Source organism: Pseudomonas sp. GW704-F2, from assembly GCF_059423025.1.
The window spans coordinates 46,985-61,040 of the sequence record NZ_JBWKXO010000008.1; the positions used below are offsets into that span (position 1 = coordinate 46,985).

12 protein-coding genes and 2 pseudogenes are annotated in these 14,056 nt (G+C 61.3%); 13 read left to right on the top strand and 1 reads right to left on the bottom strand.

Annotated features, from left to right (window positions below; genetic code table 11):
- Positions 1-31: 31 nt before the first annotated feature.
- From AC07W0_RS09035 to AC07W0_RS09090, 12 genes and pseudogenes are all read left to right on the top strand, one after another.
- A complete protein-coding gene (locus AC07W0_RS09035; protein ID WP_371918424.1) occupies positions 32-1,309 on the top strand; it encodes a methyl-accepting chemotaxis protein in 1,278 nt (425 codons plus the stop codon).
- A 13-nt stretch (positions 1,310-1,322) separates the two neighbouring features.
- Positions 1,323-1,691 (top strand): response regulator, encoded by a 369-nt coding sequence (locus AC07W0_RS09040; RefSeq protein ID WP_017846994.1) that lies wholly within the window; start codon positions 1,323-1,325, stop codon positions 1,689-1,691.
- Positions 1,692-1,724: 33 nt separating this feature from the next.
- Positions 1,725-2,042, top strand: coding sequence for an STAS domain-containing protein (locus tag AC07W0_RS09045; protein ID WP_017846995.1), 318 nt, complete (start codon positions 1,725-1,727; stop codon positions 2,040-2,042).
- A 4-nt stretch (positions 2,043-2,046) separates the two neighbouring features.
- Positions 2,047-4,188 (top strand): chemotaxis protein CheA, encoded by a 2,142-nt coding sequence (locus tag AC07W0_RS09050; protein ID WP_017846996.1) that lies wholly within the window; start codon positions 2,047-2,049, stop codon positions 4,186-4,188.
- A 25-nt stretch (positions 4,189-4,213) separates the two neighbouring features.
- A pseudogene (locus tag AC07W0_RS09055) lies at positions 4,214-5,464 on the top strand (MCP four helix bundle domain-containing protein); the annotation flags it as partial.
- A 60-nt stretch (positions 5,465-5,524) separates the two neighbouring features.
- Positions 5,525-6,241 (top strand): annotated as a pseudogene (locus tag AC07W0_RS09060) (methyl-accepting chemotaxis protein); the annotation flags it as partial.
- Between the two features lie 123 nt (positions 6,242-6,364).
- Positions 6,365-6,877, top strand: a complete 513-nt coding sequence (locus tag AC07W0_RS09065) for a chemotaxis protein CheW (protein ID WP_226926074.1) — start codon at positions 6,365-6,367, stop codon at positions 6,875-6,877.
- Between the two features lie 55 nt (positions 6,878-6,932).
- On the top strand, positions 6,933-7,457 hold the full coding sequence (locus AC07W0_RS09070) for a chemotaxis protein CheW (RefSeq protein WP_026140027.1): 525 nt from the start codon (positions 6,933-6,935) through the stop codon (positions 7,455-7,457).
- Between the two features lie 21 nt (positions 7,458-7,478).
- Positions 7,479-8,282, top strand: coding sequence for a CheR family methyltransferase (locus tag AC07W0_RS09075; protein ID WP_017847000.1), 804 nt, complete (start codon positions 7,479-7,481; stop codon positions 8,280-8,282).
- Complete coding sequence (locus AC07W0_RS09080; protein ID WP_102618294.1) at positions 8,275-8,796, top strand: chemotaxis protein CheD; 522 nt, start codon at positions 8,275-8,277, stop codon at positions 8,794-8,796. The genes AC07W0_RS09075 and AC07W0_RS09080 overlap by 8 nt, the downstream gene beginning before the upstream one ends.
- Positions 8,793-9,863 (top strand): protein-glutamate methylesterase/protein-glutamine glutaminase, encoded by a 1,071-nt coding sequence (locus tag AC07W0_RS09085; protein WP_017847002.1) that lies wholly within the window; start codon positions 8,793-8,795, stop codon positions 9,861-9,863. The genes AC07W0_RS09080 and AC07W0_RS09085 overlap by 4 nt, the downstream gene beginning before the upstream one ends.
- Before the next feature lie 371 nt (positions 9,864-10,234).
- On the top strand, positions 10,235-10,987 hold the full coding sequence (locus AC07W0_RS09090) for a hypothetical protein (RefSeq protein ID WP_017847003.1): 753 nt from the start codon (positions 10,235-10,237) through the stop codon (positions 10,985-10,987).
- Positions 10,988-11,548: 561 nt separating this feature from the next.
- On the opposite strand, the gene AC07W0_RS09095 is transcribed toward AC07W0_RS09090, so the two are convergent.
- The gene (locus AC07W0_RS09095) at positions 11,549-12,700 is read right to left on the bottom strand and encodes an MFS transporter (protein ID WP_102618293.1); all 1,152 of its coding nucleotides are present in this window, start codon (positions 12,698-12,700) and stop codon (positions 11,549-11,551) included.
- Positions 12,701-13,025: 325 nt separating this feature from the next.
- On the opposite strand from AC07W0_RS09095, the gene AC07W0_RS09100 reads away from it, so the two are divergent.
- Positions 13,026-14,048, top strand: coding sequence for a diaminopimelate epimerase (locus tag AC07W0_RS09100; protein ID WP_102618292.1), 1,023 nt, complete (start codon positions 13,026-13,028; stop codon positions 14,046-14,048).
- The last annotated feature ends 8 nt before the right edge of the window (positions 14,049-14,056 follow it).

The window sequence follows — 14,056 nt, forward strand, 5'->3', positions numbered from 1 at the left end:
GGTATCCCTACCCTGGAATAGGGATGGTCCGATGGCCGTGGTGCCATTATTGGGCCAGTATCCCTCTCAAGCAATCGAACTGCCGATCAACCGGCGACGAGATGCTTCGATTGGGAGACAGACCGTGAGCGAACAGACCACACCCCCCTCGGCTGCTTTGATAGTGTTTCCGGTCGCCTTGGCCGGTCTGCTCGGAGGCCTTGCGGTTGCCTACAGCAATGACTTCAGCGCATGGGCTGTGGCGGCAGGGGGCGCGTTGTTGGTGCTGTGCGTTGGCTTGGGCCTTTGGGCAAACAGATGCTTTCAGGCGCATTGCAACAGCCTGCAACGCCAGCTCGATCAGCCGCCCGAGGTCTCGGCGACATTGGCCGTCGATAACGGCCTGGCAGACGTGTGCCTCAGCGTGCTTCCCGTTTGGTCCAGGCAGATCGAAGCCGCGCGCGTGATCAGCGAAACGTCCATCCTCAAGCTCAGCGAACGCTTTGGCACGCTGTCATCGAACATCAGCCACAGCGTGGCCAGCAACGGCGGGCAAGATGCTTCCCAGCAATTGGTCGACTTGCTGGAAGTCGGCCAGCGCGACCTCAATTCCATCGTGCTGGCCCTGCGCTCCGCGCTCTCCAATAAAGAGAGCGAACTCAAAGAAGTCCTGCAGCTCTCCGGCTTCACCGAACAACTTCAGCAGATGGCCAAGTTTGTCGGTGACATCGCCAGTCAAACCAACCTGCTTGCCCTCAACGCCGCCATCGAGGCCGCGCGCGCCGGTGAAGCGGGGCGAGGTTTTGCGGTGGTCGCCGATGAAGTGCGCAAGCTGTCGAGTATGTCCGGCGAGACCGGGCGCAAGATCAGTGAAACCGTGAATACCGTCAACGCGGCCATTGCCCGCACGGTGCAAATGTCCCGCCACCACGCTGAACAAGACACCTTGACCCTTGCGGATTCGGAGCGTGTGGTCTCGCAGGTCATCGAACATTTTCGCGGTACCGCCCAGACCCTCGTGCGCAACAGCCATGACCTGCAACAGCAGAGCGCCAACGTCGCCGACGAGATTGCCCAGGTGCTGGTTGCCTTGCAGTTCCAGGACCGCGTCAGCCAGATGTTGACGCTGATTACCCGCGACCTGGACAAGCTCCAGCAGCAATTGGACGAGCGCCAGGCATCGAGCCTGAGCGGGCATACCCTCAGCCCGATGGTCAGTGATCGTTGGCTGCAAGAGCTTTCAACGGCCTACACCATGCCGGAGCAACACGCTATCCATGGCGGTAACACGCACGCCAAGTCCGATGACAGCGAAATCACCTTTTTCTAGAGGAGCTTTTCCGATGAGCAAAACCATTCTGATCGTCGACGACTCTGCCTCCATCCGGCAGGTGGTCAGCATCACTCTCAAAGGCGCGGGTTATGACGTGATCGAAGGCTGTGATGGCAAAGATGCGCTGAGCAAACTGGACGGACGCAAAATCCACCTGATTGTCAGTGACGTGAACATGCCCAACATGGACGGCTTCAGCTTCGTCAAGGCGGCCAAGCTATTGCCGGCCTACAAGTTCACGCCGGTCATCATGCTGACCACCGAGGCCAGTGATGCGATGAAGCAGCAAGGCCAGGCCTCCGGTGCCAAGGCGTGGATGGTCAAGCCCTTTCAGCCAGCGCAAATGCTCACTGCCGTCTCCAAGTTGATCCTGCCATAGCAATGACCAGCGACCGCTGGCCAGGAGGTTTCCATGAAAAGCACCGTACCGATGCTACGTCGAATCCAGGTCATGGAAGGCCCCCTGACGATCTACACCGCCACTGAACAAAAAGACCTGTTGTTGTCGTTGTTTCCGCTGGCGCATGAGGTTGAGTTGGACTTGTCCAATGTCGACGAACTGGACAGCGCCGGTCTGCAATTGTTGATCCTCATCAAACGCGAGTCGCTCAAGGACGGAACACAGCTGTTGCTGAGCAACCCGAGCGCGACCGTAATCGAAGCAATACGGCTCAGCGGTCTTGACGACTACTTCGCCAATCCGCTTTTCGCCCAGTCGCTTGGAGCATGATCGTATGGCCCAGCCCATGAACATGGATGACGTGCTGCAGACTTTCATTGCCGAGAGTCGCGAGCTCCTGCTGCAAATGGAAGACGCACTGCTGCAGATCGAGAGGTCGCCGCAGGACCTGGACACCATCAACGGCTTGTTCCGCGTGGCCCACACCATCAAAGGCTCGGCCGGCTTGTTTGGCTTGATGCCCATCGTTGAGTTCACCCATGTCGCCGAAAGCGTCCTGGACCGGGTCCGCAGCCTGGAAGTGCGCGTCGACGAGGCATTGAGTGCGTTGTTTCTCGATGCCCGTGACCATATCGGCCAGTTGATCGACCTGCTGGCCGAGGATGGCAACCTTGACCGATTGGACGAACCGCTGCGGGTCCAGGGCCAATGCCTGGGCGAGCGGCTCGCGCAGTACCTGGAAGGCTCGGTGCCGAGCGCTTCGCCCGCTCCAGCCACGCTGCCGGCGGACGAGCCGGGCGCAAGTCCCGGCCACTGGCACTTGTCCCTGCGCTTTGGTCCGGATGTATTGCGCAACGGCATGGACCCGCTGGCGTTCCTGCGTTACCTGAGCACGTTGGGGCAGTTGCTGCATACCGTCACACTGTGCGAGGGGTTGCCGCCGTTTGCGTCGATGGACCCGGAAACCAACTACCTGGGCTTTGAACTCGCGCTGCTCAGCGATGCCTCGCGGGAGGTCATCGACGGGGCCTTTGATTTTGTGCGCGATGACGCGCTCGTCCAGATCCTTGCACCGCAAGCCTCTGTCCAAGCCTGTCGCGCGCATCTCGACGGATTGCCGGAAGACAATGCCGTGCTGCTTGAGCTGCTGGTGCGTTGCGGCACATTGACGGAGTCCCAGGCCCTGCTCGTCACCCAGGAGGGTGAGCAAGCTCCGGTCGAGATGCGCGGCGAGCTGGACGCACCACCCGATTCAGTCGCGCCGTTGATCAAGGCCGGCAAGGGCGCGGCGAGCAACGAAGGCAACCTGATCCGCGTCGATGCCGCCAAGCTGGACCAACTGATCAACCTGGTTGGCGAGCTGATCATCGCCGGAGCCGGAGCCAACCTGGTGGCAGTGCGTAGCGGGATTGGCGAGATGATCGAAGCCACCAGCCTGTTATCGCGCTTGGTGGAAGAGGTGCGTGACTCGGCACTGACCCTGCGCATGGTGCAGATCGGCGCGACATTCACGCGCTTCCAGCGGGTGGTGCGCGACGTCTCCAAGGAACTGGGCAAGGACATCGTGCTGCAGATCGGCGGTGGCGAGACCGAGTTGGACAAGACCGTCGTCGAACGTATCGGCGACCCGTTGACGCACTTGGTGCGCAACGCGATGGACCATGGCATCGAGGCCGTGTCGACGCGCCTTCAACGGGGCAAGCCGGCCCAGGGCACGGTACGCCTGAATGCCTACCACGAGTCCGGCAGTATCGTGATCGAAGTGTCGGACGACGGCGGTGGCCTGGCCAAGGACAAAATCCTGGCCAAGGCCCGCGAGCGTGGCCTGGTGGGGGACGGCCAGCTACCGGCGGATAAAGACATCCTGAACTTGATTTTCGAGCCGGGCTTCTCCACCGCCGACCAGGTCAGCAACCTGTCCGGCCGCGGGGTGGGCATGGATGTGGTCAAGCGCAATATCACCGCGTTGCGCGGCAGCGTGAGCCTCGAGAGCGAAGAAGGGCAGGGCACAACGGTACGGATTCGTCTGCCGCTGACCCTGGCAATCATCGACGGCTTTCTGATCGGGGTGGGCAAGGCCTCTTATGTCATCCCGCTGAACATGGTGGAGGAGTGCATCGAGCTGGCGCCTGGACAGGGCGCAGACACCGGCTACCTGGACCTGCGTGGAGATGTGCTGCCGATCCTGCGCCTGCGGGACATGTTCGATGTGCAAGAACCTCGAGGCAGTCGAGAAAACGTGGTCGTCGTGCAATACGCCGGCCTGCGTGCTGGCTTGGTGGTCGATCGCTTGCAGGGGGAGTTTCAAACCGTGATCAAGCCATTGGGCAAAGTGTTTGGTGAGGCCCATGGGCTCGGCGGGTTCACCATCCTTGGCAGTGGAGCCGTCGCCCTGATTCTGGATATACCCAATTTGTTAGGACACGTTGCCAAGGACGCCACCCACCGTTCGATCCCAAGTCCGTTATCGACTTAATGAGCGTCATCAGGAGTTCCTCGCCATGACCGTTATCAGAAATATCATGCTGTTGGTTTTCACCGCAGCGCTCGGCGTTGTCGTGTTGGGTGGTACCAGCCTTTACCTGGCTGGTGAAATCAATACGAGCGCCAGTTATGCCAACACCAATACCGTGCCCAGCTTGCTGGAAATCGACCGTGCGGCGGCTGCGTTCACCGACCTTCACGCCCTGGAATGGCAACGTCTGAACGATTCCGAAAAAAACTTCGTGTCCAGCTATGCACAGAACGTGGCACAGAACTTCAGTGTGATTGGCAAAGCCCTGGATCACTATGAGGCCGCGTTGGTCTCCGACGACCATGACGCAGCACTGTTGAAGCAGTTACGTGGCCGCTTGGCTGAATTCGCCACCCTGCAGGCGCATTTCGACAAGTTCATCGACGACGGTGATCAAGCCTCGGCCCGCGCATTGATCGAGGCGAGCCAGCCATTGCAGAGCGCGGTGCTGACGACGATCGGTGAGCTGCGCGAATACAACCTGGAACTGGGGCGCAAGGGCCAATTGGTTGCCACCGCCACTGAGAAGAATGCCCGCTCCCTCATCCTGCTGGTCAGCGCGCTGACATTTTTAGCCACCGCGTTGGTGGGCGCACTTCTGGGACGCAACCTGATGCGCCAGCTCGGCGGCGAACCGGTGGCCGTGCGCGCTTTCGCCGCTCGCTTGTCAGCGGGGGAGCTGGATGCCAAAGCCACGCTCAAGCCCGGTGACACCACGAGCTTGATGGCGTCCATGCAACAACTGGGCGCGAGCCTGCATGGGCTGGTCGCGGAGATAAACCGCATGTCCAGTGAACACGACAAGGGCGACATCGATGCACAGATCGATGCTGGCCGCTTTCATGGCAGTTACCGCTCCATGGCCCAGGGCATCAACGAGATGGTCAACGGCCATATCAGCGTGAAGAAAAAAGCCATGGCCTGTATCCGCGCGTTCGGCGAAGGCAATCTGTCGGCACCGCTTGAGCAATTTCCCGGCAAAAAAGCCTTTATCAACGAGAACATCGAGCAACTGCGGGCCAATATCCTGGCGCTCGTCGAAGACACCAGCCAGATCAGCGACAGCGCGCTGATCGGCAAACTCGATACCCGGCCTGACGCCGCTCGGCATCAAGGTGATTTCCGCCGCATCATCCTGGGGATCAACGGTTCGCTGGATGCGATCATCGTGCCGATTACTGAAGCCATGGATGTCTTGTCGGCGATGTCCAATGGCGACCTGACCCGGACCATCAACGGCGACTATCAAGGCAAGTTCCTGGAACTGAAAAACTCGGTCAACGGCACCGTGGAAAAACTCTCGGAAATCATCGGCGAAGTGCGCGGCTCAGCCGATTCGCTGTCCAGTGCTTCCGAGGAGATCTCCGCCACTGCGCAAAGCATGGCGCAGTCGGCGTCCGAACAGGCCGCGTCGGTGGAGCAGACCTCGGCATCGATGGAGCAGATGTCGGCGTCCATTGCTCAAAATACCGAAAATGCCAAGGTGACCGACGGCATGGCGGGTAAAGCCAACAAGGAGGCCTCGGAAGGCGGTCGCGCCGTGAAGGACACGGTGGCGGCGATGAAGACCATCGCTGAGAAAATCGGCATCGTCGACTCCATCGCTTACCAGACCAACCTGTTGGCGCTCAACGCGGCGATCGAAGCGGCGCGTGCCGGCGAGCACGGCAAAGGCTTCGCGGTGGTGGCGGCCGAAGTGCGCAAACTGGCCGAGCGCAGCCAGATCGCGGCGCAGGAAATCAGTGAAGTGGCCAAGAACAGCGTGGCCTTGGCGGAACGGGCGGGCAACCTGCTTGACGAGATTGTGCCCTCGATCGCCAAGACCTCTGACCTAGTGCAGGAAATCGCGGCCGCCTCGGAAGAACAATCCATCGGCTCCGAGCAAATCAACAGCGCGATGTCGCAGATGAGCCAATTGACCCAGCAAAACGCTTCGGCCTCCGAAGAGCTGGCGGCGACGGCCGAGGAAATGAGCGGCCAGGCCGAGCAGTTGCAGGAACTCATGGGCTTTTTCAGCGTACAGAGCAAGCGCGCCGGGCGGACCGCCTCGATGCCCGTGATCAATCGCGCGGCATCCACGTTCGACCAGGATAGCCGTGCGGTGGAGAGCGGTTTCGTCCGCTTCGGGAGCTGACCCATGAGCGCCACAGCCGTTATGCCGAACACTTTGGAGTCAGCGCCGCAGGTCGATGAGCCCTTGCAGTACCTGACCTTCTTGGCTGACCAGCAGATGTATGCGGTCAATACACTGAACGTTCGCGAAATCATCGAATACAACCAGGTGACCACGGTGCCGATGATGCCGACATTCCTGCGCGGGGTGATCAACCTGCGCGGTTCAGTGGTGCCGTTAGTGGACCTCAAGGCGCGGTTTGGCAAGGGTGTGACGGTGCTGGGCAGCCGAACGTGCATCGTCATTCTTGAAGCGGCGAAGGAGGGCGAGTCCCAGGTGCTGGGGGTGGTGGTGGACTCGGTCAGCGAAGTGATCGAGATCCTCGATATCGATATCAAGCCCGCGCCGGCCTTTGGTAACCCTATCCGTACCGACTTCATCCGGGGGATGACCAAGGTGCGAGGTGCTTTTGTCACGCTGCTGCAAATCGAGCAGGTGTTGTGTGTCGATGAGATGGCCGGCTTGATGCGAGCTTGACGTATACGACCGCGCCTCCCGGCGCGGCCGCAAAGTAATCGATGCGAGGTGAGTCATGGCGTTATCCATCGCAAGTCCAGGTAAAGCCACGGTCTCGAGCCCTAGCCAATACCTCACCTTCGAGTTGGGGGATGAGATGTTCGCCGTCGGCACGCTCAACGTGCGAGAGATCATCGAATACGGACCGATCACCAGCGTGCCGTTGTTGCCGCCCAGCATCCGCGGCGTGATCAATCTGCGCGGCGCGGCGGTTCCGGTGCTGGACCTGGGCGTGCGCTTTCGCGGCGAGCGCACGGTGCAGACCTCGAGGACCTGCTTTGTGATCCTTGAGGTACAGGCCAATGCCGGGGGCAAGCCGGTGGGCATCATTGTGGATGCGGTCAGCGAGGTCCTTGAAATCGCCGATCAGGATATCGAACCGTCCTTGAATTTCGGGACCGATGTCAGAGCGGACTTCCTGTTGGGCATCGGCAAATTGGAGAGCGGTTTTGTGTTGTTGCTGGATATCGGTCGCGTGTTGTCCCTGGAACAGGTCGATGTGCTGGCAACCCTTGATCCCTTGCTGCCTTCAACTGCCTGATTGTTTTTTGGGAGTGTCCTCATGAACGTGATTCTCTCCGATGCGGAGTTCCTGCAGTTTCGCACTCTCATTCATCAAATCGCCGGCATCAGCCTGTCGGATGCCAAAAAACAGTTGGTGAGCGCTCGGCTCGCCAAGCGCCTGCAAGTGTTCAAGCTCAATACCTACGGCGCGTACTACAAAGTGCTGATGAAGGACGCGACGGAACTACAAGTGGCGGTCGATATGCTGACCACCAACGAAACCTACTTCTTCCGCGAGCCCAAGCATTTTGATTTCCTGCGCGATGTCGCACTGCCCGAACTGCGTGGCAGCGGGCCTTTGCGTGTATGGAGCGGCGCCTGCTCGAGCGGTGAAGAGCCCTACACCCTGGCCATGGTCCTGGCGGACAGCCTCGGCGGCCGGCCCTGGGAAATCGTCGCATCGGATATCAGCAGCCGGGTACTGGAAACGGCCCGCCAGGGGCGCTACCCCCTCGAAGGCACGCGCGGCATTCCCCAAGCGTTGCTCAACAAATATTGCCTCAAGGGCGTCGGCGCCAACCACGGTTGCTTCATGGTCGAACCGGCGCTGGCGTCGAGGATCGATTTCCAGGCTATCAACTTGAACAATCCGCTGCCGAAACTGGGAATGTTTGACGTGATCTTCCTGCGCAACGTGATGATCTATTTTGACAGCGAGACCAAAGTGCAAGTGGTCAAGCGCCTGGTCAGCCACCTCAAGCCCGGCGGCTATTTCCTGGTCAGCCATTCGGAAAGTCTCAATGGCGTGACCGATGAACTGCGACTGGTCAAGCCTTCGATCTATCGGAGGCCGCATGCCTGACACCCCACCGTCCCGCGAGGTGTACCTGAATCCCGGCGAGTGGTTTTTCGGTTCAGGCGCCATTCGGCTGCGCACCGTGCTGGGCTCATGCGTTGCATTGGTGGTCTGGCATCCGCGGCGCTTGTTGGGCGGCATGTGCCACTACCTGTTGCCGCGGCGCGCAGTGAAGAGATCGGCTGCACTGGATGGTCGCTACGGCGATGAGGCGCTCCTATTGCTGCTCGGCCGAATGCACGCGATCAAGGTGCCGCCGACGGAGTTCAGAATCAGCGTGTATGGCGGCGGGGATATGTTTCCGGGGCTGGCGCGTTCGGACAATCACTACGTTGGCCAGCGCAATGTCGAGCAAGCCAGGCACCTGCTCGATTCGCATCATTTGCGGTGTCACAACTTTCATGTGGAAGGCGTGGGTTATCGAACCGTGGTGTTCGATCTGGCCAATGGCAACATCGAACTCAACTACCTGGCCCTGCATTGGCCACTCAGCAGCCCTCATGGAGAGCGTGCGATATGAGCCTTATCAAAGTACTGATCATTGACGACTCCGCGGTGGTTCGCCAGGTGCTGACGGCGACCCTTGGGCAAGACCCGGCCATTGAAGTGATCGGCGCGGCGGCGGACCCGGTGTTCGCCATGGACAAGATGAACAAGCAATGGCCGGACGTCATCGTGCTGGACGTCGAGATGCCGCGGATGGATGGCATTACGTTCCTCAAGAAACTGATGGCCGAACATCCGACGCCAGTGGTCATCTGCTCCACGCTGACCGAGAAGGGCGCGGCCACCACCATGCAAGCGCTGGCAGCCGGTGCGGTGAGTATCGTGACCAAGCCGCAACTCAATTTGCGTCAGTTCCTGACCGACAGTTCCGATGAATTGGCCGGTGCCGTCAAGGCCGCAGCCCGGGCCAACATGAAACGCATGGTGCCGTCCAGCGAGCGAGCCCCGGTCAAGCTGACTGCCGACGTCATACTGCCGGCGAGCACGCAGGCCATGGCGCGCACCACCGAAAACATCGTCGCCATTGGTACGTCCACCGGCGGCACGCAAGCCCTGGAGCTGGTGCTGACTGCCTTGCCCAGGGTGTGCCCGGGAATCGTGATCGTGCAGCACATGCCGGAACACTTCACCGCGGCATTTGCCGAGCGGCTCAACCGCCTGTGCGAGATCGAAGTCAGGGAGGCGAAAAATGGCGATCGCGTCATTCCCGGTTGTGCGTTGATTGCTCCCGGCGGCAGGCACATGTTGCTCAAGCGCAGCGGCGCCCAATACCTGGTTGAAATCGTTGATGGGCCCCCTGTCAGCCGGCACCGCCCTTCGGTGGACGTGCTGTTTCGTTCGGTCGCCCGCAGCGCAGGCGGCAACGCGCTGGGCATCATCATGACGGGCATGGGGGACGATGGCGCTCGCGGGTTGAAGGAGATGCACGACAACGGCGCGCTGACGCTGGGCCAGAATGAAGAGTCGTGCGTGGTGTACGGCATGCCTAAGGAGGCCTTCAAGCTCGGTGCGGTGGAGCGCGAGTTGCCGCTCGAACAAATTCCAGCCGCGATTCTGCAGTCCATGCACCTGCGCCGCTGACGGTTGATGCTGGTGAACCGAGGTTTTTTGCGCGCCTGGGTCGGGTTGGGCGGCGAGGGGGTTGGCTGCGCCGAAACGGCTTGGGAAGGTGATGAGTTCCGTATCTCAGCAGATGCTCTTCCTACCTGAGCGCTGGAAACTTTCAGCGCGATCAGGAACCGACTCCCACAGTTCTGCCACACAGGATAAGCCTGCTTCCGCTGGTTTGCTTGACGATTTGTCGATCGTCGGGGCGCCTGGAGCGCTGAGGCAAGGCGTCTGATCAAACCGAACTGGAGAACTAAATGTCGGCATCAGTATTCATGCAGTCTGTCGCTCACTCCTCTGATGACAAGTCTTTCAGAGACCCCATGTCCATTGCCGAGCGGTCTATGAGCTCATCGGCCAGCCAGAGCCTGTTCTGGGATTCGTATCACTTTGGCTCAGCATTCGGCAGCACGTCGTCGCGCCCGTACTTCGGCCACGGTCATTATCACTCGGGGCCGCCGCAACGTCCGCTGCCCGATAATGTGCGCCCGAACCCCGGCCCACCGCCGCGCCCAACCCCCGAGCGGCCGGACCCGCATTACTCCAAGCAAAGCAATCAGCAACTGGCCCAGGCGCTGCTGAGCAATTACGGCGCGTTCAGGGAAGGGCATTTTTCGCGGCAAGTCACCCTCGAAAGCCTGAAGAAAATGGCCGAGCGACCGTTGACCGGCAACCCGCAGATGGACGCCAATATCCGCCTGGCCAAGGAACTGCTGCGGCGTCCCGAGCTGGTACGCGCGCTCGATCGAAACATGAGCACCGGTGCTTCGGATGGCCGCTTGTCCAGGGACGATATTATGAGCGTCATCGGTTCCGATAACCCCTTTAAACTCAAAGACGACAAACAACTGATCAAGGAAATGCTCGGCCATTTCCAACAGTTGAAGGGCAACGGTCGGGGCGACAGCATCAAGCTCGACAAGCTCAAAGAGTTTGCGGCGCAAGCGTTGACGGGCAATCCCTTCACTGACCATCTCATCCAATTGGCCAAGGAAGTCATGGCCCGTTCGATTCTGCAGGGGCGGATGGACAATGTTGACGAGTGGCAGCGCGACGGCAAGATTTCGCGACGCGAACTGCTGAAACTGCTGCGTTAACTCTGGCATAGCCGAATGCCGCGTCACTCGCGGCATAGGTTGGTAAGCGTAGTGAGCAGGAAGCACCACTTCAGTCAGGGAGGAAGGGTTTTACCACGAAGAGATTGCCATCGGCCGTTGAATGGCTGCCGGTGTCTTCACCTACCGAATCAGGTCTGGACTATGAATTCGACATCCTTTGAATCTCAGCCCTCCCAGTACACGGTTGCGAGCCTGGCGATGCCTGCACGGGAAGCAGGCCTCCCAAGCACATCCCGTTCGCAGGCACTCAACCTCATGTCTTCGCCGAAGTTCAGCTTCAGGGCGCCCACCGCCGAAGACTTCGATAAAGGTTCTCGAACATTCACGGAGGAACCGTTGTCCAGCCCTGTGTTTTCCACGCTCGCCGGGTTATGGCACAAGTTGTCTTGCCGTCTGGCCAATGACACCGAGCGGCATCTGGGCTAACCACTGAACCGTTCTGCCAGGCACAGCGCTGCGGACGGGAAACGATAAGGCAGGGAAGAAACGATCAGGCGTACATGAGCTACTTGAAGGATTCAGGCCGCTCATGTCCTTTGCTCATACCCGCAGTATTTTGCCGCTGACCGCCACCGCTGCGAGCAATCCCCCGATCAACAGGAAGGCAGTCGCCAGGCTGCTGCCATGGGCAATGAAACCGATCACCGCGGGCCCCGCGAGAATGCCGGCATAGCCGAGGGTGGTGATGGCCGGCACGGCGATGTGTTCCGGCATGACGGTCTGCTTGCCGACAGCGGTGTAGAGCACCGGGACGATATTTGAGCATCCGGCGCCGACCAGCGCATAGCCCAGCAGGGACATGGCCCAGGCCGGTGACAGGGTCGCGAGGAAGATCCCGGCCGCCGCCAACGCCCCGCCGGTGACGATCACCCGGGCAGCCCCCAGTCGACGGACAATCCGGTCGCCGGTCAGGCGCCCGGCGGTCATGGTCAGGGCAAAGGCCGCATAACCCAGGCCGGCGTAGGCTTCATCCAGGCCGCGTTCGGCGCTGAGGAACACTGCGCTCCAGTCGAGCACGGCGCCTTCGGCCAAAAACACGATGAAACACAAGCCGCCGATAAACAGCACCACGCCGTGGGGAATGGCAAACGGCGGCCCGGCGCTTTCACTGCCGTAGGGCAACCAGTGGGGGGCGGCCTTGAACAGCGCCAGCGCCATGATGACGATCACCACCAGGGTCGCCTGTAGCGGCGAAAACCCCAGCCCCAGCAACCCGGAAACCCCCGCTGCGCCGACGATGCCGCCCAGGCTGAACAACCCATGGAAGCCCGACATCATGGTTTTGCCGCTGGCGCGCTCGACGATCACCGCTTGCAGGTTGACCGTGGAGTCGACCGTACCCAGGCCCGCGCCGAACAGGAACAGACCGGCCATCAGCAACGGGATCGAACTGACCGTGGCGAGCATGGGCAACGCCAGGCAGATCAGGACCGTCCCGGCGCTCAGTACGCGCCGGCAACCATAGCGCGAGGCCAGTGCGCCGGCCACCGGCATGGCGATGATCGAACCGCCCCCCAGACACAGCAGCAACAGGCCCAGGGTGCCCTCGTTGAGTTCGGCGCGGGCCTTGGCATACGGCACCAACGGCGCCCAGGCGGCGATGCCGAAGCCGGCGATGAAGAAGGCGATGCGCGTCGACATTTGCTCCAGCCGCCCGGGAACCACGGGCGCTGGGGTGGGGATGGCAGTCATGGAGAATCCTTGGTTTTGCGTTCAACGAACGATGTCCGGCGCGACATCCTTACACATCAAGCCTGATCGAGCGAGCCAGGTTCACGCGGCGTTCGCGCTGGCGGCGGGTTTTATTTTCGCCAGCACGGAACGCTCTGGACACTGGCTGCCACCTAGAGGACATCGACGTGTAGGAGGTGGTCTGGAAGGTGCGTAATCCCCGTGAGAATTGCTGAACCCCAGGCTTCCTGCGGCGGATGACGCACCTTCCAGACCACTTCCCACGCGCCGACCGTTCTGTAATACGCTGCTGCTTCTGTGTGCAGACGATTGGACGGACGAAGCGATGAAGGACTTTCAGCCTGGCGACCCCACGACCCGGTTCTACGATGCCCGCGGCAATATCTATGGGGTGGTCAGCCCGGCCTGTTTGCGTCGCCACGGGGTCGAGGTGCCTGACACTGCGGCCCTCGCGGCGAGCCGGCGCGACGCTTGGGCACTGCCGGCCATTGCCGCCGAATGTGGCTGGGGGCCTTCGCCGCGTCCGGCCGGCGCCAAGGCGCACCGTTGTGATGGGTTGTTGGTAGGGCCGTTCCAGGCGGCGCCGCCGTTCGACCTGTTGATCGTCAATACTGACGGCTCCCTTGCGGAGCGCAGTGGCAATGGACTGACCATCTTCGCCCAGGCGCTGAGCGATCAGGGCTTGATGACGCAGGGCTGCGAGCTGCGGGTGCATCACGATAAACAGGATGCGAAGTCGCCGCTGGCCACCTATGTCGAACCGGCACTGCACGAGCAGGTGCGTGGGTTCTGGCTGGCGTTGGGGCAGCCGGCGTTCGGCCCGCTGGCGGTCGGCGCGGACCTGCCCGGCGCCGAAGAGGGGGCGTTCAGCCATGTGCCCGCGCTGGCGGCGATCAACCCGGCATGGACGCGCAGCCAGTTTGTGCGGGTGGGCAACCCCCATTGCGTGACGTTGGTGTACCAGGCCGCTGCGCTGCCGGACAATCTGCCGATGCACCAGAGCGCACTGTTCGAGCCCTTGCAGGCGATTGCATTTGCGCCACCTGCCGGGCGTGGCCAGCCCTGTGTGGCCGGGGTCAACTTGCAATGGGCTGCCCAGGCGTCCGGCAATCGAGTGCTTGCGCGGGTGTTCGAGCGGGGAGAGGGGCCGACGGCGTCCTCCGGGACCAGCGCCTGTGCCGTGGCGTGCGCCGCGTGGCGCGCCGGTTGGGTCGCGGGCGGGGAGGTCGCGGTGGTGATGCCGGGCGGTACGGTGCCGGTTCGGTTGCAGATTCAGGATGCGACAGTGCTGAGCGTCAGCCTGTTCGGGGCTGCGCGGCCGCAGCTCGATGCGGGGCCGCGCGGCTGATCGCGTCG